The sequence below is a fragment of the Epilithonimonas xixisoli genome (assembly GCF_004365655.1).
GTDB lineage: Bacteria > Bacteroidota > Bacteroidia > Flavobacteriales > Weeksellaceae > Epilithonimonas > Epilithonimonas xixisoli.
In genome coordinates this window covers 458,957-479,095 of the sequence record NZ_SOEO01000003.1, presented here as the reverse complement: position 1 = coordinate 479,095, position 20,139 = coordinate 458,957, and the positions used below count along the sequence as shown (strand labels likewise).

The window sequence follows — 20,139 nt, the reverse complement described above, 5'->3', positions numbered from 1 at the left end:
GAACGCAAATATACCCATCTCAGCCAGCCAAAAACCGCAAAAAGGAATTCTTAACGCAAATGTAATTATCGCTTCCAAACACCCTTATCTATTGTAAAATTAATACCGGAATTAACATTAAATTCAAATTTAATTAGCATCTGTTTTATAAATAATTAACATTAGCTCTTGCAACACCAGATTGAGGAGCTAAAAAAAACACGCGTGCCATCGTCTGATGACACGCGTGTGGTTGATCGATGACACGCTTGCCGTTGGGTGACGACACGTGTGCTTTCTCAGCAGACTATTCTTTCTTTTTGAAGGTTGCTGTGGAAAGAATATCTAAAATACGCTTTCCCGGACGGTAATTAACCTTGGCAGATTTGATGTTGGCCGCGGTAAAATCTTCGGGTTTCACAACGCCTTCACTGGAAAGGCTTGGGTAGAAGCTTCCCAGCTTATCCATCCGGATGATTTTTCCGTTTGCCAGTTCGTCCTGCATCACATTTTCCAGTGCAATCACGACACCTCGAATATCTGCTTCGGAGAGTGCAGAGAATTTCTCTATTTGCTTCACCAGATCATCGATAGTGACCTCACCATCATTATAAACATTGGCGTACCACTTCTTTGTTCCTCCGTTCACAACTCCAGGTTGTGATTTTTCAATCAATTTGTACTTAATGGGCATAATAAATTTTTTTTGTATTTCTGCAGTCATTTGCATTGGTGTGAAATTAAAAAATAAATTAATTCAAAGAGTAAATTTTACCACAAAAAAATTCATAACATTCTATTTAACATAATATATTAATCTATGATAACAAAATAATTTAACATAATATTCACTTTATAAAACAATATTTGTATCCTAGGAAAAGAAATACACTCCCGCTTCGGAAGTGTATTTCTTTTGTTGATGATAATTGTGATTTGAAAATCTATCGAATGATTTTCTTGGTCCGCACATCGCCACTGTTTTCTGCTTTGATGATGAAGATGCCATTGGGCAGCGTCGCCGCTTCTATTTTGAAATCTTTGGTATGGGAACGATAGCTTCTTACCAGTTTTCCACTCGCATCGTAGAGTACAATCTCACCCAAAACCTTGGAAGATTTTACGACAAACGCTTCGCCATCTCTGTACACTTGGAAATCTGACTTTCCAGTTTCTGCATTGCCCAGAACTGTAGATTCTTTGTAAACGATTTCGAAACGTGTAGCATCTGTTCCTTTCACTGCTGCAAACGTGTAGCTGTTTTCTTGACTTAGGTTGATGTACTTGTTCAGCAATTTATCTTTCAAATAAATGGTTTGATTGTTTTCAAAAATCCCTTCCGGCGATTGTAATTTGATGGTATAATCTCCTGCAACGGAGAAAACGTTGCCCACTGGCACCACATCCTCCACGCTAAACGCATCAGACTTCCCATTGATAGCCAGTTTCCTAGCCCCTAAAACAGAATAAAAAGAATCCGAACCTACCACAAACAGCTCACCATCGAAGTCAATCTCATATCCATCCGTCGCACCCGGGATATAGCCCACCAAGATGGAATTGACGATATCTTTAGGCGAAGTAAGCGTGAGCCAGAATCTGTTTTTGGACGCTCCATTTTTTTGGAAGAAAGTACCATTATCCGCCACCCTTAGTACATTGGAAGCACTGTAAGAATTTCTGAACTGAAGACTGCCCGTTCCAAAATCCTTTTTCTGAATGATGAAGGCTTGCCCTACTTTCACAATTCCATTCGGAGCCACCGTGATACCTGTGCCATTGGCTGCCTGCGTGGCACTGTTGCCTCCTGTCCCATTGTAGATAGCATAGTTGTTTGGCACATATCCCGAGCCTGCTTGGTTTGGTGTAAAATTGTTGTTGGTCCAGAAATACGCCGTGTTCCAAATCAAAGCACTGTTGCCGAGATACAATTCATCAAACCTAATGTTAGAAGGATACGGATTTCCTACAAGATTGTACCCGTGGATTACACTGTTGCCAGCGCCAGTGTTTGGCGATCTTTTGATATCATAATTAATGTTTCCATTGTTTGGCGTTCCTGTGAAAGCATAAGTTTTGGAACTGCCGTTCACCACTGTACTTTCTGCCCGGAAAGCATAACCTTTTCCCGCCACAAAGTTCGGCTCCAAGGTTTGATTCACCGCATTGAAGAGGTCGTTGCTTTCGTTGTATTGATATAGTCGGTTAGCTGGCGTACCCGGAGAGAAAGCCTGCAAACCTTGCCCCGCTACCGGCGAACTCCAGTAGATGTAGTCCATACGGGTGCTGAGGTTGTTGATATCTGTTGCCAATCTTTGGGATTGGATATTTCCCACGTTCACCGCATCGGCATCCTGCAACAACTGGGCGTTGTTTTCGAAAGTAACCGTTCCGCCTGTATTTTGAAGTCCTTTTTTAGCTGTAAGAACGATTGCCGATACATTGTCTGCTGTGCTTGGGATGATGAGCGAGCCTCCTGTGACTCTGGTCAAGTTGGCAACTGTTGTAGTACCACGTAATGTTTTGGTGCCCGTATTGGTAAAGGCCAGATTTTGGTAGGCGTTGCTAGCTCTCAAGATTTGGTTTCCTGTAGAGGCCAATTCTATCTCTCCGCCCGCAAGCTCGAACTTTAGGAATCTCGGAACATATTCTGCTTCGGTTGCACTTGCTGAGGGTTTGGTAATCTTATAGGAAGTGCCGGTTGCCATTTTGAGCGTACCAGAACCGCTGACTGTACTTCCATTCGATATGAAGTTGGTATCCGTCTCTTCTACTCTTCCTCTCCTGATGTCCAGAGCGCCTCCCAAGCCATTATTAATATTAACGTTTGGTAAATTAATCAGCCTAAATTCGTTGCTAGGGGACAAAACTAAGCTGTTATTATCCAGCTCCACAATCACAGCACTTCCGTTGAGTCCACTTCCAATGCCCGTACCCATACTCTGGTTCACCTTTCCGATGTAATGGAATGTGCTAGCAGCAAAACTTGGATTGTTGGTCGTTCTAATGTTGCCTACAGCCCCTGCAGTATCAGAAACGCCTTGCGGGGATGAAATCTTAAGATACGCACCTGCTGAAGCCGTAAAATCTGTCGCCACTCTTCCGTTTCCGGTAATGTTGTTAGGCGTAGTTCCTGTAAATCCAAAATCCAATACAGCGCCGCCTTCTACGTAAAATCTGGAATTATCACCCAAATCAAAATCGCGGGACAACTGCACGTAACTTCCTGTTTTTGCATAAAACTGGATTCTTCGGTTCCTTGCAGCATCTGGAAACGCGACATTCAAACTCTGGATTTGACTTGCCGAAGTTCCATTTCCAATTCCATTAAAATTAAAAACCTTACCTGTATTGTTGCCTTGTGTTGCATCCAATTTTCCAGCACTACTTATGGTAAGATCTCCTTTGAGGTTAACAGTGGAAGTCGCACCAGCAGTTGCGTTGGCATTCATATTAAAAGTACCTCCAGTGATACTCATATCGCCATCGATGTTCAAAGTATTGTTGCCACTTGTAAAGTTGGTAAGATTCACAAGACCTGCAGATTGCGTATAATTCCCTTGAACATTGATTGTATTCCCTTGTCCAATCGTAAACGTTGCAGCCCCGCTGAATCTTAAATTGTTGTAAGTGAAAGGTGACAAAGTGTAGTTGTTAGCTGCTGTTGGTGAGAAATAGTTTACTGTACTTCCTGTCACCGTGTAAGTTCCTACGCCAGGCGTAAAAATATTACAGATCCCGACTGTGCCAGTATTTGGCAGAATTCTGCTTCCACCAGTAGCATCCAGCGTACCATAGTTAAGAGGCGGAATGGTTTGCGATGAGGCACTTCTGATTTCGATTTTGCTGGCGCAATTCAGATTCGCAGCAGCAGAACCGTTGTATGAGACATTTCCTCGGATAATCAAATTACTATTTGCCGCCATATTCAAATTACCATTCAATGCAAAATTATTGATGGTGCGATTGTCTGTAATATTAAGATTGTTTGCTCCGGAAACGATGGTGATGTTATCAAAAGTAGTTGGAATGCCATTGGGCGACCAGTTCGAAGCAATCTGCCAATTGGAATTCACGTTTCCGTTCCAAGTATAATTGTTTGAGATAGATGAATCCACAATATTGACATTATAGTCTTCTGTATCGCCATATATACTGGTATTACAAGCTCCTGCGTTTGTATATGCTGTATCACTTCCGCCTCGCAATCTTATTCTTTTTTGTCCCAGGCTTGCCCCGGCAGGTATAGAAAAAGTATAAATCACGCTGGCGTTGCTGGTTGCTGGAGAAGTTGCCATTGCAATGGTTTCTGAAGCTTCAAAAATACCATTACCATTAAAATCTATCCATGCACCACTGTACTGTACATTGGCAGGATCATCTGTACCAAAAGTCATAGAAAGTGTATTGGTCGTAGAACCTCTTACAAGATCCAATGGCGGTTGATTATTGGTGTACAAATAGCCAGAATTTCCCGTAGGAGTCGCATTGGTATAAGTTGAACCTAATGAATTAGTAAGGCTCATATTTAGAATCCTGTCATAGGTGTTGGTGGTAGTGGGATTGATAATACAGCTATTGACATTTAAAGAGACATTATCAATAGCAGCAGGTGGTTGAGTTCCAGTATTACCATCATTTCTCCATTCAAAAACAAGTTTCATTGTGGTTCCGGCAAAAGTGCTGAGGTTTTCAGTGCCTGTAAATGTTACAAAGGATCCTTGCCCTCTAAAATTACCATCTACTTGTATGTTTCCTCCGCCAGCAGTAATTTGAGTTCCCGCTGTAGGATTAAACGTAGAAGGCACTAGCCAAACACGAAAATAATCATAATCAGTACAAAAAACAACTAAAGTACAACCCCTCTCACCTTCGGCCCGCCAATCAAAGCTAAGGGTTGTATTGGTAGTTCCAGCTGGAATCGTAATACCTCTGTAGGCGTGTGTAACGGAAGCACTATTGATGTTGTATGTATTGTTTACGCCATTATCATTTGAGATATAAAGCGATTTAGATCCCAAACCATTAGATGTAGCACTGCCCACATGCCATTTGTTGGCTTGAGTTCCATTTACAAAAGTCCAGTTGTTGGTACCTTCAAAATCCTCAAAATAGTTCAGAGTTGCTTGCGCAGAAATATTTACTACACAAAATAACATTAAACAAAAAAATATAAAATTGCGAAATACCCTTTCAAAGCCACAAATCAATAAATTTACTTTCATAATATGATACTATTTTTACCTTATTACCAAATATAAACTTATTTTTCAATTAAAATAACAATTTCATTTAAATTAATTCAATACATTATAAATCAATATTTTAAAAATATTTTACTTAATCACCATCATCTGACTGTAAAGATTTTCCAAATGCAGGATCTTGGTAAACGGACTTTTCACTTTTTTAAGCTCCTCTTTGGCGTGGATGTAGCTGTAGCGCGAGGCGATGTTGTGCATATTGGAAACCAGCACCAGCCAGCACTCTTTCGCTTTGCTGTTGTACAATGGGTATTTGGAGTTTTTCTTTTCGATGACTTCCAATATTTTATCAGAATGCAGCTCATCAAACAAAGACAACTGATACTCCAAAAACAAAAGAACGCCTTTTTGATGGGGCGTTCTTCTAATATGTTTTACGAGTTTTGTTCTTTTGTTATTGGTAATGGCAGACGATATTTCCTTGATTAATTGCTCAGGTTGCTGGTAAAAATCGTCCTGAAAATAATCGATATTAAGATGATAGATCCCGGAGAGACTTTTGTATTCGGACAAAAGTTTTTCCACAGTTCGGAAAATATGATTGATGTAGCTTTCCTTTTTCTTGAGCTCAAGATGGTTGATAATCTCCGAAACTTCTACACCAATGCGCTTTCCCTGATAATTAATAATGAAATCCGGACTTTCGCCAATCAAATTTTCAATCTCGATATCCGGATAATGGGCGAACAAAGTGCTGAGCAAAAGGAGTTCGGTTTTCTTTTGATATTCTTCCCGCTCGTGCAGATTGGCGCTTGTAATGGAGTCATACCATTTTACCAGATCATTTGAATTACTGGTTTTGGAGGCCACATACACATCCAAATTCTTCTGAAGGTCTTCACAATAAATCATCGCATTATTATTAGAAATTAAACCTGTACTAATCTAATAAATAATTGATTACAAAATACTTATGTGAATAAAATTTAACGTTTCGAGGTTTTATTTTTTGGATTTTGAGTTTCAGATTGCGATATAAAGTTTTGTCAAGGTTTGAAATCTTGACAAAGCTAAATCCAAGACGAAAAGTTAAGAAACAGGTATTGGGACGCAAATGACTGATTGTGTCAACCTAATTTTATGACTTTATAACACCTAAGGCACTGTACCAAAAACTATTTATTATATTTGCAGCCATATAGACAAGACCTTTTAAATTATTAAACTAATGGATTTTAAAAACTTCAAGATGCCTTACAGCATCAATCCAGATTACACAAAAAAAACAGCTTATTTCTCCATGGAATTCGCGATAGATCAGGCACTGAAAATCTACAGTGGCGGTCTAGGATTTCTTGCGGGTTCTCATATGAAAAGTGCGTACAATTTGAAACAGGATTTCGTGGGAATCGGAATCTTGTGGAAATATGGCTACTACGACCAAAGCAGAAATATGGATCAAACCCTAAATCCGATCTGGACCAAGAAAATGTACAGCTTCCTGGAAGATACGGGCATCAAATTTCAAATCGAGATTCACAACGCTCCGGTTTGGGTAAAAGTTTGGTACTTGGCGCCAGAGACTTTCAAAACTTGCCCAATGTTCTTCCTAAGCACAGATGTGCCTGAGAATGACCATTTATCAAAAACAATTTGCCACAAACTATACGACGCAAATGAGTCCACCAAAGTTGCACAATACATCCTTCTAGGAAAAGGTGGTGCAAAACTATTGGACGAAATGAATTTCGAAAGAGATGTTTACCATTTGAATGAGGCGCACGGATTGCCAGCGGCATTTTATTTATTAAGAAAATACGGTGGTGATTTGGCTAAAGTGAAAGAAAAATTAGTTTTCACAACGCACACACCAGAAGAGGCTGGAAACGAGAAACACAACATCCATCTTTGCCACGATATGTCCTATTTCTGCGGATTGACAATCGATGAAGTTAAAACCATCGAAGGCGTTCAAGACGACAGATTCAACCACTCACTTTGTGCGTTGAGAATGGCGAGAGTTGCAAATGGTGTTTCCCAGTTGCACGGCGTGGTTTCCAGAGAAATGTGGAACAAATATGAAGGGATTTGCGAAATCAAATCTATTACCAACGCTCAGGAATTCGGTTATTGGGGAGACAAAGCACTTTATCAGCACAAAGACAATGGCGACAATGAAGAATTTGACATCAGAAAAGCTTATCTAAAGAAAAGAGCCTTCAGAATCGTAGCAGATCAAACTGGCAATATGTTTGACACAAAAGTTCTGACCATTGTTTGGGCAAGACGTTTCGCAGGTTACAAAAGAGCCGACCTACTTTTGGCAGACAAAGAGCGTTTCAGAAGAATGCTGGAAAACAAAGAACATCCGGTTCAGATCATTTGGGCAGGAAAACCATATCCGATGGATTATGGCGCAATCTCTACTTTCAACAATTTGGTGGAGGAAAGTAAGAATCATAAAAATATGGCGGTGCTTACTGGCTACGAATTGGCTTTAAGTAAAGCTTTGAAGCAAGGTTCTGACATTTGGTTGAACAACCCAAGAGTTCCAAGAGAGGCTTCCGGAACCAGTGGGATGACCGCTTCTATGAATGGATCCGTCAACCTTTCAACCGACGACGGATGGATTCCGGAATTTGCGAAACACGGCGAAAACTCTTTCGTAGTTCCAAAAGCAGATTACGACAATTGGCCAACGATAGAGCAGGATCAATTTGACCTTAATAATCTTTATGATGTTTTGGAAAATGAGATTATCCCAGCTTATTACGAAAAGCCAGACCAATGGAGAAAGATCGTTCACAACGCGATGGACGATGTGAAAATCCAGTTCGGAAGCGATAGAATGGCAGATGAATATTACAAATTGTTGTATTAATTCTGAGTTAATTTCTCAAACATAAAATTCCAAACCTCTTCTCTTGAAGAGGTTTTTTGTTTTGAATATTTTTATTAATTTTAAATCTCAAAACACAAACAATGATCCTCGATTTTCTTTTTCCAAACCGTTGTCTGGATTGCAATCAGTTGATTGACAAAGATGAAATCGTTTGTGAAATTTGCAAAGACAATATTCATTTTTCCAATCATCAATTCTGTGATAGTAATGGTTTGAAAGAGAAAGCCTCTCTCCTATTTCCTGTTGAGAATGCATTTTCTCTAATGTTGTACGAAAAGGAAAGTCTGGCGCAGAAAATCATCCAACAACTCAAATACAATCACCGGGAAAAGCTTGGAAAAATCCTTGCAGAATGGACCATCGAGAAATTAAATTTCGAAAACCAAAAGCCAGATCTCATCGCACCTGTTCCACTCCATCCCAAAAAATTAAAGCAGAGAGGTTACAATCAACTTCATATTTTCGGAAATGAATTGTCAAGACATTATCAGATTCCAATCAATCATCAATTACTCAAAAGAACAAAACATTCCAAAGCTCAAGCGAAGAAGGGACAAAGCGAACGATTGAAAACAAAAAATGCCTATCAACTGACTGAGAAGATCTGTGATAAGCATATTTTATTAATTGATGATGTTTACACAACGGGAAACACCAGTTCTAACATCGCTTGGGAAATCCTGCAAAATTCTGAAAATGTGAAAATCAGTTTGCTTGTGATGGCGATGGATGTGTGAAACAAATATTTTGACAAAAAAAGACAGAAAATGAATTTAGAAAATTATAAAAAAGAGAAAAAAACTATTGATCTCCAGAAAGCAAATTCCGCAGCATTAATATACCTGGTTGTAATTACTCTTATTTTTGCTATTCCCTATTATTTCATTTGGGGATTTAATTTTTCATTGAAAAACGTAGGGAATGTCATTCTGTTAGCTTTCTTGCCTTTTGTTGTCTTAATTTTAGGGATTATTCTTCACGAATTGATTCACGGGCTGTTTTTCTCTCTGTATGCAAGCCGAGGATTTAAATCTGTAAAGTTTGGAATACTATGGAAAATGCTCACACCCTACTGCCATTGTAAAGAACCATTACAAATCAAAAACTATGTTGTTGCTTTGCTTGCGCCTTTCTTTTTAATAGGCATCATTCCAGGGTTAATTAGTTTAACAATCGGGAATATTCCTCTTCTATTGTTTGGAATTTTTTTCTCTAGTGCAGCGGCTGGAGATTTGATGATTTATTCTCTAATAAAGAAAGAAGATCCTGAAGACTATGTCCAAGATCATCCCTCAGAAGCAGGATACTATATTTTCCGAAAAATATCTTAACATTTATCGTTGCAATTTTTCCCCGTAAGACAAATCCCCTGCATCACCCAAACCTGGCGTGATGTAACCTTTTGATGTCAAACTTTCGTCTAATGCGCCAATCCAGATTTTTGCGTCAGGATAGGCTTTTTGAATCGTTTCTACACCTTGCCTACTTGCGATAGCTGCTACGATATGAATCGAAGTTGGCTTTCCGTTTGTCAAAAGATCTTTGATTGCTTCGATGAGTGATGCGCCGGTTGCTAGCATTGGATCTGCAACAATCAATGGGCGACCATCTAATTTTGGACAAGTCAAATAATCTTGTTTGATGGAAAAGTAATCATTGGCATCGTGCTTTCTGTAAGCTGCTACAAAACCACAATCTGCTTTATCAAAATAATTTAGAACACCTTGAAACAAAGGAACGCCAGCTCTTAGAATGGTTGTGATTACTGGTTGAGTTTCTATTTCTTTCACCTTGATATTTTCAAGTGGTGTTGTGATTTCGATATCTTTATAATCCAAAGTTTTGCTAATCTCGAAGGCGGCAATCTCGCCGATGCGCTCCATATTTCTACGGAACTTTAAACGGTCATTTTGTACCTCAACATTTCGAAGATCATTGATCCAGGAATTCACCAATGAGAATTCTTCTGATAAAACTTTTAGCATTTCGTTTATTTTGTGGGTAAATATCGTAAAATTTTACAAATTGTTTGGATTTGGATGATTTTTTTGATGAAATTTTCTCTCGCAGATTTTGCGAATTTTGCAGATTTTGTATCGTTATTAAACAAATTCAACTTTTTTTATTTTGGTAGGTCGCTCCTCTGGAGCTTTGCTTGTGTTGATGTTCTTTTTCTATTAACAGGTCGTCGCTCTGCGACTTTTCCAGAATTTACTTTGTCATCGTACGCGTTTTTCAAATAGTGAAAGATGATGGGAAACCTCAACATAGCCCCGATAGTAGTGACATCCTTTTTTGCTTTCTTTTAGAAATTTTCTATTGATGACAAATCGTTCTGAAAGCAAAAAAGATATAGTGGATAGCGGGTTGGAATGGTGAAAAGAATCCAAAAACGTGTTGCTCCTGAAAATAAAAAACCCTCTCGAAGTTTGAACTAAGAAAGGGTTGATGTTTTATTTTTGCCTGAAGTAAACTTCGATTGGAACTCCGGTAAATCCGAAATGTTTTCTCAATTGATTTTCTGCGAAGCGTTTGTAGGGCTCTTTCACATATTGCGGAAGGTTGCAGAAGAACACGAATTGTGGACTTGGCGTTGGCAACTGCACGCAATATTTGATTTTCACAAATTTTCCTTTGATGGCCGGCGGTGGCAATGCTTCGAAAACAGGAAGCATCACTTCATTCAGTTTGGAAGTTTTGATTTTTTTGGACCTTGCTTCATACACTTCCATCGCCATTTCTACGGCTTTCAGGATTCTTTGTTTCGTCAAAGCCGAAACGAAAAGGATTGGAATATCTGTAAATTGTCCGATTTTGTGCTTGATCGCGGCCTCAAAATCACGCATTGTGTTGGTTTCTTTTTCTACAAGATCCCATTTGTTTACAACAATTACGATTCCTTTTCTGTTTTTCTGAGCCAATCCGAAGATGTTCATATCTTGAGATTCCCAGCCCAAAGTTGCATCTACCATTAGGATGACAACATCGGAATACTCGATAGAGCGGATGGAACGCATCACGGAATAGAACTCCAGATCTTCGTTGACCTTAGATTTTCTTCTCATTCCGGCTGTGTCAACAAGGACAAACTCGTGCCCGAATTTGTTGTACAAAGTCTGGATGCTGTCTCTCGTAGTTCCTGCGATGTCGGTTACGATGTTTCTTTCTACATCCAAAAGTGCGTTCGTCATCGTCGATTTCCCTACGTTTGGACGACCAGCGATTGTGATTTTTGGCAATCCTTCGAACGGATCTTTATATTCCGTTGTTGGGAAATCGTTCACGACATCATCCAACAATTCTCCTGTTCCTGAGCCTGTTGCAGAGGATAAAGTATAATATTTTTCAACGCCCAATTGGTAGAACTCGGTTGCTGGCAATTCTTCTTTTGAGGAATCCACTTTGTTCACCACCAAATAAAGCGGTTTGTTTGCTTTTCTTAATAATTCGTAGATCTCTTGATCTGTGTCTGTAAGACCTTCTTCCACATTCACCATAAAGATGATGGAAGTTGCCTCGTCCACAGCCAATTGTACTTGTTTGCGGATTTCTTGTTCGAAGACATCCTCCGTTCCAACATCATAACCACCCGTATCGATTACTGTGAAATCTACACCAGCCCAGTCAGATTTTCCGTAATGACGGTCACGCGTAACGCCGGCTGTAGAATCTACAATGGCTTCTCTTCTTTCTAATAATCGATTAAATAATGTAGATTTTCCTACGTTGGGACGCCCAACGATTGCGACAATATTTGACATAAATTTGTTTCTTGGTCTCAGCTCAGGTTAAGAATCATTGAGCGTAAGACTTGGTTAAGAATGGGTTACTCCGACTTTCGAAGCCCAAAATTTTTGCAAATGTACGAAAATTGTTGTTTAGGTTGGGTTTAATGTTTTGAGTTTCAGATTCAAGGTTTTTGTGATGAATAGTTATACGGAAATTTTAACACAAAGTCCGCTAAGATTTTTTGACATTGTTGAAAATATTTTAAGGTTCGCAAAGACGTAAAACTCATCAAAGATTTGAAGGTCAAAACCAAAACTTAAAATTCTTAATTTACTGATTTTACAAATTTGGATCTTTATACTTTTAATACTTTTGTCTTTTTTCTTCCTTGTCAGGCTGAGGTTCTCGAAGCCTTTTTTCTTGATTCATAATTTTGGACAAGAATTTGTAATATCAATTTTAAAAATCAAACTATGAAAAAAGTATTAATTGTTCTTTTGGTGACTTTTGTGATGATTCAGTTTTTTCAAATTGATAAAGTGAATCCTGCAACCAATGACGGAATGGATTTTATTAGGATTAAAAATACCCCGGAACCGATTGCAAATCTCATTCGAAATTCCTGCTACGACTGCCATTCCAATGAAACCAAATATCCGGCTTACAGTTACATTCAGCCAGCGGGTTGGCTTTTGAAAAATCATATCGATGAAGCCAGATTGGAACTTAATTTTTCTACATTTGCAACATACGATTCCAAACGCCAAATCCACAAATTGGAGGAAGCCTCGGAATATGTAGAACAGAAAAAAATGCCTTTGGAAAGTTACACTTTGGGACATCCAGATGCGAAATTATCTGACGAGCAAAGAAAACAATTGGTAGATTATTTCCGAATGGTTCAAAAACAAATCCAACAAGCAAACGCCTTATGACAAACGAATTATCAGCTAGTTTCAAAGACAAACACATCGTTTTCTACGACGGAGAATGTGGATTTTGCAACCATTGGGTGCAATGGATTTTGGAAAAAGATAAAAATAATAAATTCTTATTCTCATCTCTGCAATCGGAATTTGGACAGAAGTTTTTAACAGAAAGAAATCTTCCCAATCAGGTTTTTGATACGATTTATCTTTGGAAACCAGACAGTTTTTATTTAACAAAATATCAGGCAATCCTAAAAATCGCTTCTGAAATAGGCGGAATATATTCATTGGCTTCGATAGGAAAAACACTTCCAGATTCTATTGGAAATCAATTTTATAATCTTGTTTCCAGAAATAGAAAAAAATTGGCTTCCAATCAATGTTTTTTGCCTAGTGCGGAACAGCGGAAGAAATTTATTGAAAAATAATTTATATTGGGCTTCGAGAGCCTCAGCCTGACAGAAGTAAAAAACTTTTGAACCTATTAATTTCAGTCTGTAGAATTAGATTAACCACATAGACACATAGTTTTTATTGAGTTTTAAGATGAAATAGTTGACACCTATTTCTATTTTAGCTTTTCAAAAACAGATATTATATATTCTATGTGTCTATGTGGTTTTATTTTTTTTAGGACGTAATTTTTTCAAGCCAGAAAACATTAATCAAGAAAAAATTTAAACACTCGATTTTGAATTTCAAAGTTTGAACCCGAAATGTTTTATATTTGCACATTATGGATTATAATACCGACAGAACACAACTACTAATGCCCGAATATGGGCGCAACATACAACAGCTTGTGGAGCATTGCAAAACCCTAGCTGACAAAGAAGAACGCAATGAAATGGCGACTGCAATCGTAGAATTTATGGGACAGAGAAACCCACATCTTCGCGACGAGGAGAATTACAAACACAAACTTTGGGATCACCTTTTTATTTTGGCAGATCATAATCTGGATGTTGACTCACCGTACCCGATTCTTTCCGCAGATGACTTGGTTACCAAACCAAGAAAAATGGATTATCCTTCTTTGGACAATGCCTACAAATTCTACGGAAAAAGCATTCTTCAACTCATAGATAAAGCAATTGCCCTGGAAGAAGGCGACGAGAAAGACGCACTGATACAAGTGATTGCTAATAATATGAAAAAATCCTACAATGTTTACAACAAGGAACACGTGCAGGATGATGTGATTTTCCGACATCTGAAAGAACTTTCTAAAGAAAGATTGGATCTCACAGGTTTGGATTCATTAGACAAAAGCAAAATCTACTACGCTACGAACAGAAATAACAACAACAATCGAAGCAACAACAGTAGAAATCAAAATAACAACAATAATCGTAAGAATAATTTTCAAAATCATAAAAACAAAAGAAGATAAATGGAGGGAGCTTTTGAAATAAGAGGTGGTAAAAAATTGAGCGGAGAGATCACGCCTCAAGGTGCGAAGAATGAAGCGTTGCAGATTCTTTGTGCTGTTTTGCTGACGGAAGATGAAGTGAGGATTGATAACATCCCAGACATCAAGGATGTGAATAAATTGATAGAAATCCTTCAGGACTTCAACGTAAAAGTGACGAAAAACGGAAAAGGTGATTTCACATTCAAAGCAGATGAAGTCAACTTCGATTATATAAAATCTAAAGAATTCAAAAAAGACGGTGCAAAACTGAGAGGTTCTGTGATGATTCTTGGACCAATGTTGGCGAGATTTGGCGAAGCTTATTTGCCAACTCCTGGTGGAGACAAAATCGGAAGAAGACGTTTGGACACGCACTTCCAAGGTTTTGTGGAATTGGGTGCAGAATTTTCTTATGACGAGGAAGAAGCATTCTATTCACTTAAAGCTAAAGAATTAAACGGGAAATTCATCCTTCTGGAAGAAGCTTCTGTTACCGGAACTGCAAACATCGTAATGGCAGCAGTTTTGGCAAAAGGAAAAACAAGAATCTACAATGCCGCGTGCGAGCCGTATCTTCAGCAATTATGCAAAATGCTGAACAGAATGGGTGCGAATATTTCCGGAATCGGTTCCAATCTTTTGACTGTGGAAGGCGTGGATAAACTTCACGGAACAGAGCATACAATGCTTCCAGATATGGTGGAAATAGGTTCTTGGATTGGTTTGGCCGCAATGACGAAATCTGAGATCACCATCAAAAACGTAAAATGGAATGAGCTGGGCGTGATTCCAAACACATTTAGAAAACTAGGAATAGAATTGGAGCAAAGAGGCGATGATATTTATATTCCGTCTCAGGAAAATTATAAGATTCAGAAATTTATTGACGGTTCTATCTTGACAGTTTCAGATGCGCCTTGGCCTGGATTTACGCCGGATTTGTTATCAATAATATTAGTTGTGGCAACTCAGGCAAAAGGTTCTGTTTTGATTCATCAGAAAATGTTCGAAAGCCGTTTGTTCTTCGTAGATAAATTGATTGATATGGGTGCGCAAATCATTCTTTGCGATCCGCACAGAGCAACTGTCATCGGAATGAATCAAGAAACGCCATTGCGCGGGACAACAATGGTTTCGCCAGACATCAGAGCTGGAAATGCTTTGTTGATCGCGGCACTTTCCGCGGAAGGAAAATCCGTGATTCAAAACATCGAACAAATCGATCGTGGTTATGAAAATATCGATGAAAGATTGAGAGCGATTGGTGCTGATATTAGAAGAATTTAAAAAAGAAATTAGAGTTTAGATGTTAGAATTTAGACCTTAATTATAAAATCAAAAGGAAGCTCTTTATGAAGCTTCCTTTTTTTGTTGTAAGACAGGTATTTTGCAACTCATCATTTTATATTCGCCAAGATAATTTTCGATTTTGTCAATCTCATCATCCGTTATTTTCAGAAGAAGTTTTACGTTTCCGAAGTTGTTTCCATTCAGATATTCGATGTGTGCGTTCACGATTTTATAACTGATTTTGTAATGGTTGTGAATCGTGTAAAGCAGAAGATCAAATCTGATTTTTCCATTCAGTTCTATTTCCAGAATAATTTCCTTTGCTGGCTTCGGGACAAAATTGTTGCCTAAAGTTTCTTGTTTGTAAATCATAATCATATATTATTTTGGTGAGTTGTTGAATTTGTTTTGAATCGGGACAATTAGAAAATTAAAAATGTAACAGCCAACGCAGACTTGGAAAACACTTTCCAAAGAGGCCAAAGCAATCAGCGTAATTCCAAGGAAAATCCCGATTTGAGAATCATAAGAAAATGCAATCAGGATTGTCATTACAAATCCCAGCATCGCTGCAAATCTCTTGGGTCCTGCAAAAACAGGTTTCTTTTCAAAATAGAGAAACTCTGAAACTTTTTTCGCAACGAAATATAATGGCGAAGCGAACAATCCCGTGGCTCGAAGAAGAAAATCGAAAGCCAGAAAAAGTAACAACCATTGCTGTTGGAAATGGATTCCAAAAACAGTTATCAAAATCACTTGATAGGCAACAATTGACGATGCACTGTCATCAATGTAGATATTTTTGTTAGCAAATTTTCCCATAGTTTTATATTAATTTTAAAAAAAAAGCTCTACCGAAATAGGTAAAGCTTAAAGACATATTCTCTCCTATCCAATGATTTACTTGGGGTTACACATTATGATATGAGAGAATATGCTTTTCATTTAATCTTAATTCTATTGCAAATATATAAATTATTTAATTCCCACCAAATAAGTAGGAATTAAATTTATACTAATTCATTATTAATTAATATTGGAACAATTTCTTTTGGCTTGTTCAAACTTTCAAAAGCCAACAACAATTGATCGATTTCTTCGTCAGAATGCTCTGCTGTCGGGATAATTCTCAGCATTACCAAACCTTTTGGAATGACAGGATAAACCACAATGCTCGTGAAAATCCCGTGAACTTCACGCAATTCTTTCACAATCAAAGTCGCTTCCAATGTATCAGCTTTGATGAAAACCGGCGTGATGCAAGTATTTGTTTTCCCAATATCAAATCCTAAATCTCTCAGACCTTTCTGAATTTTAAAAACATTTTCCCAAAGTCGAGTTCGGAATTGCGGATTTTGTTTTACCAGTTCCAATCGTTTTCTGATGCCAATGACCATTACAATTGGCAAAGCTTTGGCAAAAATCTGTGAACGAATGTTGTATTTGATATATTTGATGACACTCGCTTTCCCGGAAACGAAAGCGCCGAAACTTGCAAATGATTTTGTAAATGTAGAAAAATAAAGATCGATTTCGCTTTGGACGCCTTGCTCTTCGCCCGTTCCTACTCCATTTTCGCCCATCACACCGAAGCCGTGCGCATCATCCACAATCAGTCGGAATGGGTATTTCTTTTTGAGTTCTACAATTTCTTTCAGCTTGCCTTGTTCGCCATTCATACTGAAAACACCTTCCGTCAAAACCAAAATTCCACCGCCAGTTTCCGCTGTGATTTTTGATGCTTTTTGGAGTGATTTTTCAAAACTTTCCATATCATTGTGCGCAAAAACAAAACGCTTTCCTCTGTGAAGTTTTACACCATCAATTGCACAGGCGTGACTTTCCGAATCATAGACTACGACATCATTTCTCGTCAACAATGTATCAATCAAAGAAAACATTCCCTGATAGCCGAAATTTAGTAATATTGAAGCTTCTTTTTGGGTAAATTCTGCCAGTTCTTTTTCCAATTCCTGATGATGTTTGGTTTGTCCCGTCATCGCTCGAGATCCCATTGGATAAGCCAATCCGTAAGATTGCCCGCTTTCTGCATCTACTTTTCTAACTTCGGGATGGTTGGCAAGTCCAAGATAATTGTTGAGACTGAAGACGATCATTTCTTTACCCTTGAAAAACATCTTGGTGGAAATCTCGCCTTCCAATTGAGGAAAAATGTATTCTCCGTCGGCATAAGTTGCGTATTCTCCCAGCGGACCTGGGTTATTTTCTATTCTATCAAATATATCCATTGTAAAAATTATGAATCAAAAATAGAATAATTTCAAATTCATACCAAATAAGTATGAATTAATTTTAAAAAAATAGGATTAAAGTTCTCCTATTTTATCAATTTTATTAGAATTTGCCAATCCATTTGGGTTACAACCCGGCTCGCCTTCCGGAACTTTCAGTTTTTTATCTTGATAAAATTTTTCCCAAAACGCATTCGTCTGATTGGTTTTTGGATCGATGAAAGTCATTGGCTCCAACTGAAAAATTTGATTTTCTCGAAAAGCTCTTTCCACAAAATCTGAACAGTAATAGGAATTCTCATCCAAAATATAATTAAAATTGTAAGGCTTTCCAATCAAAGTTTCAGCTTTGGAAACAGAGTTTGGAATAGATGATTGAAATTCTGATTTTAATCTGTAAACATCAATTTTTTGTCCAGATTTAGATTGTTCTTTCAGAAAAGAATGAAGTTTTTGTTTTTGAGAACCGCCTTTTGGCGATGCGTGAAGAACATAAAGATGATTCTCTTCTTTTTTTAAAATCCCAATATGGTCATAAGACGTTTTTTTCTCTGTCTGAGTGACATTATTAATCGCTCCAGACAATCCAGAATCCACAGATGGCACGAAAAGCAAATCGCCGTTTTCCAAAATAGATGTGTTGTAAGTTTTACAGCTTAATAATACGAAAGTTGCAAAAATAAGATAAAGGAAATTACTTTTTAAAATTCTTTTCATAAGACGCAATCCATTCCTCAACAGAGATTTTTGTACAAAGCTCACCAATTAAATCAAAAGTAATATCTTCCATTTTTTTGAATCTAATGCAAGATTTTCCCATATCCAATTTCTTTTTGGAATGATTCGGAAATTCTTTGACAAACCAATCCAGAATCACTGGATCGGCGTAAATTCCCATATTGTAAAAAGCGACAAAATTCTTTTGTGAAGCCACACTTATGAAAGGCAAAGGCGTATCTTTCGCACAATGATAACCTGCGGGATAAGTTTCCATAGGCACCACCCAAGTCACCATTCCATATTGCATCGTCTGCTGAAAACCTTTCGGAAGATTGGCATCAACAGTTTCCAAAAGCTTTCTAAAAGCATCTCTTCTTTCCTCAGGAATCTGGGAAATATATTCTTCCACTGTATCAACAAAAATCTGCATTGTTGGATTTATTTTAAATCAAAAATACTAATTTTTTTGTTGAAAAATTAAAGCTTATTTTTGTCATTCAAAGATTAAAAATAATGCCGAAAATATCTCAGCGCGCACAACATATGCCCGCATCACCTGTAAGAAAATTAGTTCCATTTGCAACGCAAGCAAAACAAAAAGGAATCAAAGTTTATCACCTCAATATTGGTCAGCCAGACATCGAAACGCCACAAACTGCTTTGGATGCAGTAAAAAATATCGACCTGAAAGTTTTGGAATATGCACTTTCCGAAGGTAATCTGGATTACAGAATTGCGCTTAGAGATTATTATCATTCATTAGGTTTTAATGACCTTACAACAGATAATTTCATAGTAACCAACGGCGGTTCGGAAGCTTTGAACTTCGCCATTTCTACGCTTTGTGATGATGGAGACGAAATCATTATTCCAGAACCATATTACGCCAATTACAACGGATTTGCAGGAACTTTCAACATCAATATCGTTGCTGTTCCATCTACGATTGATACAGGATTTGCTTTACCTTCGATTGAAGAATTTGAGAAAAGAATTACGAATAAAACAAGAGCAATTGTCATCTGTAATCCAGGAAATCCAACTGGATATTTGTATTCACGAGACGAACTTCAGCAATTGGCAGAGATTGCAAAAAAACACGACATTGTGATTATTTCTGACGAAGTTTACAGAGAATATGTTTATGATGGCGAGCAACAAATCTCAATGTTTGAGTTTCCAGAAGTTGCCGCAAACGTCATCGTAATCGATTCTGAATCAAAAAGATACTCGATGTGTGGTGCGAGAATTGGTTGTCTGATTACACGTTCCAAGAAAATCCACGATGCAGCTATTTTGTTTGCTCAGGCAAGATTGAGTCCAGTTCTTTTAGGTCAAATTGCGGCAACGGCGGCTCACAAAAATGATTCAGAATACATCGCAAAAGTGAGAGAAGAATACACAGAAAGAAGAAATCTTTTGGTAGGATTATTGAATGAAATCCCGGGTGTGATTTGCCCGAAACCGAAAGGTGCATTTTATTGTGGCGTAGAATTGCCTGTGGATGACACAGAAAAGTTCGCTCAATGGCTTTTGGAAAGTTATTCTAATAACAACGAAACTGTGATGGTTGCTCCAATGGGCGGTTTCTACAGCAATCCTGAATTGGGAAAAAAACAAGTGAGAATCGCTTATGTTTTGAAACAAGAAGACCTAAAAAGAAGTGTTGAAATCTTGAAAGATGCGATTGAAAAATATAACGCTGAATTCAAATAAATTT

18 protein-coding genes are annotated in these 20,139 nt (G+C 37.9%); 8 read left to right on the top strand and 10 right to left on the bottom strand.

The genetic code is table 11. The features are described from left to right. Nucleotides 1-286 precede the first annotated feature (286 nt). The 3 genes from B0I22_RS14260 to B0I22_RS14250 all read right to left on the bottom strand — a co-directional run bounded on the left by B0I22_RS14260 (nucleotide 287) and on the right by B0I22_RS14250 (nucleotide 6,095). A complete protein-coding gene (locus B0I22_RS14260; RefSeq protein WP_133945979.1) occupies nucleotides 287-673 on the bottom strand; it encodes an HU family DNA-binding protein in 387 nt (128 codons plus the stop codon). Between the two features lie 250 nt (nucleotides 674-923). Further along, nucleotides 924-5,138: a T9SS type A sorting domain-containing protein gene (locus B0I22_RS14255; protein WP_166668246.1), complete on the bottom strand. Its 4,215-nt coding sequence runs from the start codon at nucleotides 5,136-5,138 to the stop codon at nucleotides 924-926. 177 nt (nucleotides 5,139-5,315) lie between these two features. After that, nucleotides 5,316-6,095 (bottom strand): hypothetical protein, encoded by a 780-nt coding sequence (locus B0I22_RS14250; RefSeq protein WP_133945977.1) that lies wholly within the window; start codon nucleotides 6,093-6,095, stop codon nucleotides 5,316-5,318. 316 nt (nucleotides 6,096-6,411) lie between these two features. Here B0I22_RS14250 and glgP point away from each other — a divergent pair, with 316 nt between their 5' ends. The 3 genes from glgP (at nucleotide 6,412) to B0I22_RS14235 (ending at nucleotide 9,416) form a co-directional block, all read left to right on the top strand. Next, the gene (gene glgP, locus B0I22_RS14245) at nucleotides 6,412-8,064 is read left to right on the top strand and encodes an alpha-glucan family phosphorylase (RefSeq protein ID WP_185145349.1); all 1,653 of its coding nucleotides are present in this window, start codon (nucleotides 6,412-6,414) and stop codon (nucleotides 8,062-8,064) included. 101 nt (nucleotides 8,065-8,165) lie between these two features. Beyond that, entirely contained in the window at nucleotides 8,166-8,822 is a 657-nt protein-coding gene (locus B0I22_RS14240) for a ComF family protein (protein WP_133945973.1), read from the top strand. A gap of 30 nt (nucleotides 8,823-8,852) precedes the next feature. Continuing rightward, entirely contained in the window at nucleotides 8,853-9,416 is a 564-nt protein-coding gene (locus tag B0I22_RS14235) for a DUF3267 domain-containing protein (RefSeq protein WP_133945971.1), read from the top strand. 3 nt (nucleotides 9,417-9,419) lie between these two features. Here B0I22_RS14235 and upp read toward each other — a convergent pair whose 3' ends face one another. Further along, the gene (gene upp, locus B0I22_RS14230; protein ID WP_133945969.1) at nucleotides 9,420-10,070 is read right to left on the bottom strand and encodes a uracil phosphoribosyltransferase; all 651 of its coding nucleotides are present in this window, start codon (nucleotides 10,068-10,070) and stop codon (nucleotides 9,420-9,422) included. A gap of 468 nt (nucleotides 10,071-10,538) precedes the next feature. Then, nucleotides 10,539-11,846 (bottom strand): ribosome biogenesis GTPase Der, encoded by a 1,308-nt coding sequence (gene der, locus B0I22_RS14225; RefSeq protein WP_133945967.1) that lies wholly within the window; start codon nucleotides 11,844-11,846, stop codon nucleotides 10,539-10,541. Nucleotides 11,847-12,287: 441 nt separating this feature from the next. On the opposite strand from der, the gene B0I22_RS14220 reads away from it, so the two are divergent. From B0I22_RS14220 to murA, 4 genes are all read left to right on the top strand, one after another. Beyond that, nucleotides 12,288-12,749, top strand: coding sequence for a heme-binding domain-containing protein (locus B0I22_RS14220; RefSeq protein ID WP_133945965.1), 462 nt, complete (start codon nucleotides 12,288-12,290; stop codon nucleotides 12,747-12,749). After that, nucleotides 12,746-13,171, top strand: a complete 426-nt coding sequence (locus B0I22_RS14215; RefSeq protein WP_133945964.1) for a thiol-disulfide oxidoreductase DCC family protein — start codon at nucleotides 12,746-12,748, stop codon at nucleotides 13,169-13,171. The genes B0I22_RS14220 and B0I22_RS14215 overlap by 4 nt, the downstream gene beginning before the upstream one ends. 308 nt (nucleotides 13,172-13,479) lie before the next feature. Beyond that, on the top strand, nucleotides 13,480-14,136 hold the full coding sequence (locus B0I22_RS14210; protein WP_133945962.1) for a DUF4290 domain-containing protein: 657 nt from the start codon (nucleotides 13,480-13,482) through the stop codon (nucleotides 14,134-14,136). Continuing rightward, entirely contained in the window at nucleotides 14,137-15,444 is a 1,308-nt protein-coding gene (gene murA / locus B0I22_RS14205) for a UDP-N-acetylglucosamine 1-carboxyvinyltransferase (RefSeq protein WP_133945960.1), read from the top strand. Between the two features lie 63 nt (nucleotides 15,445-15,507). Here the strand turns inward: murA and B0I22_RS14200 are convergent, their stop codons facing one another. From B0I22_RS14200 to B0I22_RS14180, 5 genes are all read right to left on the bottom strand, one after another. Continuing rightward, nucleotides 15,508-15,819 carry an NIL domain-containing protein gene (locus tag B0I22_RS14200; RefSeq protein ID WP_166668245.1) on the bottom strand — a complete coding sequence of 104 codons (312 nt, stop codon included), beginning with the start codon at nucleotides 15,817-15,819 and terminating at the stop codon, nucleotides 15,508-15,510. Nucleotides 15,820-15,828: 9 nt separating this feature from the next. Then, nucleotides 15,829-16,269: a DUF4395 family protein gene (locus tag B0I22_RS14195; RefSeq protein WP_133945956.1), complete on the bottom strand. Its 441-nt coding sequence runs from the start codon at nucleotides 16,267-16,269 to the stop codon at nucleotides 15,829-15,831. A 188-nt stretch (nucleotides 16,270-16,457) separates the two neighbouring features. Next, nucleotides 16,458-17,696 carry an aminotransferase class I/II-fold pyridoxal phosphate-dependent enzyme gene (locus tag B0I22_RS14190; protein ID WP_133945954.1) on the bottom strand — a complete coding sequence of 413 codons (1,239 nt, stop codon included), beginning with the start codon at nucleotides 17,694-17,696 and terminating at the stop codon, nucleotides 16,458-16,460. A 78-nt stretch (nucleotides 17,697-17,774) separates the two neighbouring features. Then, complete coding sequence (locus B0I22_RS14185; protein ID WP_133945952.1) at nucleotides 17,775-18,416, bottom strand: YiiX/YebB-like N1pC/P60 family cysteine hydrolase; 642 nt, start codon at nucleotides 18,414-18,416, stop codon at nucleotides 17,775-17,777. Further along, nucleotides 18,394-18,849, bottom strand: coding sequence for a DUF1801 domain-containing protein (locus tag B0I22_RS14180; RefSeq protein ID WP_133945951.1), 456 nt, complete (start codon nucleotides 18,847-18,849; stop codon nucleotides 18,394-18,396). The genes B0I22_RS14185 and B0I22_RS14180 overlap by 23 nt, the downstream gene beginning before the upstream one ends. A gap of 83 nt (nucleotides 18,850-18,932) precedes the next feature. On the opposite strand from B0I22_RS14180, the gene B0I22_RS14175 reads away from it, so the two are divergent. Then, nucleotides 18,933-20,135, top strand: coding sequence for a pyridoxal phosphate-dependent aminotransferase (locus tag B0I22_RS14175; RefSeq protein ID WP_133945949.1), 1,203 nt, complete (start codon nucleotides 18,933-18,935; stop codon nucleotides 20,133-20,135). Nucleotides 20,136-20,139: the final 4 nt, after the last annotated feature.

Excerpts from the sequence above, each read along its gene's own strand:
- B0I22_RS14260 (WP_133945979.1), bottom strand. The coding sequence starts at position 673 with ATGCCCATTAAGTACAAATTGATTGAAAAATCACAACCTGGAGTTGTG.
- B0I22_RS14255 (WP_166668246.1), bottom strand. The coding sequence starts at position 5,138 with ATGTTATTTTGTGTAGTAAATATTTCTGCGCAAGCAACTCTGAACTAT.
- B0I22_RS14250 (WP_133945977.1), bottom strand. The coding sequence starts at position 6,095 with ATGATTTATTGTGAAGACCTTCAGAAGAATTTGGATGTGTATGTGGCC.
- glgP (WP_185145349.1), top strand. The coding sequence starts at position 6,412 with ATGGATTTTAAAAACTTCAAGATGCCTTACAGCATCAATCCAGATTAC.
- B0I22_RS14240 (WP_133945973.1), top strand. The coding sequence starts at position 8,166 with ATGATCCTCGATTTTCTTTTTCCAAACCGTTGTCTGGATTGCAATCAG.
- B0I22_RS14235 (WP_133945971.1), top strand. The coding sequence starts at position 8,853 with ATGAATTTAGAAAATTATAAAAAAGAGAAAAAAACTATTGATCTCCAG.
- upp (WP_133945969.1), bottom strand. The coding sequence starts at position 10,070 with ATGCTAAAAGTTTTATCAGAAGAATTCTCATTGGTGAATTCCTGGATC.
- der (WP_133945967.1), bottom strand. The coding sequence starts at position 11,846 with ATGTCAAATATTGTCGCAATCGTTGGGCGTCCCAACGTAGGAAAATCT.
- B0I22_RS14220 (WP_133945965.1), top strand. The coding sequence starts at position 12,288 with ATGAAAAAAGTATTAATTGTTCTTTTGGTGACTTTTGTGATGATTCAG.
- B0I22_RS14215 (WP_133945964.1), top strand. The coding sequence starts at position 12,746 with ATGACAAACGAATTATCAGCTAGTTTCAAAGACAAACACATCGTTTTC.
- B0I22_RS14210 (WP_133945962.1), top strand. The coding sequence starts at position 13,480 with ATGGATTATAATACCGACAGAACACAACTACTAATGCCCGAATATGGG.
- murA (WP_133945960.1), top strand. The coding sequence starts at position 14,137 with ATGGAGGGAGCTTTTGAAATAAGAGGTGGTAAAAAATTGAGCGGAGAG.
- B0I22_RS14200 (WP_166668245.1), bottom strand. The coding sequence starts at position 15,819 with ATGATTTACAAACAAGAAACTTTAGGCAACAATTTTGTCCCGAAGCCA.
- B0I22_RS14195 (WP_133945956.1), bottom strand. The coding sequence starts at position 16,269 with ATGGGAAAATTTGCTAACAAAAATATCTACATTGATGACAGTGCATCG.
- B0I22_RS14190 (WP_133945954.1), bottom strand. The coding sequence starts at position 17,696 with ATGGATATATTTGATAGAATAGAAAATAACCCAGGTCCGCTGGGAGAA.
- B0I22_RS14185 (WP_133945952.1), bottom strand. The coding sequence starts at position 18,416 with ATGAAAAGAATTTTAAAAAGTAATTTCCTTTATCTTATTTTTGCAACT.
- B0I22_RS14180 (WP_133945951.1), bottom strand. The coding sequence starts at position 18,849 with ATGCAGATTTTTGTTGATACAGTGGAAGAATATATTTCCCAGATTCCT.
- B0I22_RS14175 (WP_133945949.1), top strand. The coding sequence starts at position 18,933 with ATGCCGAAAATATCTCAGCGCGCACAACATATGCCCGCATCACCTGTA.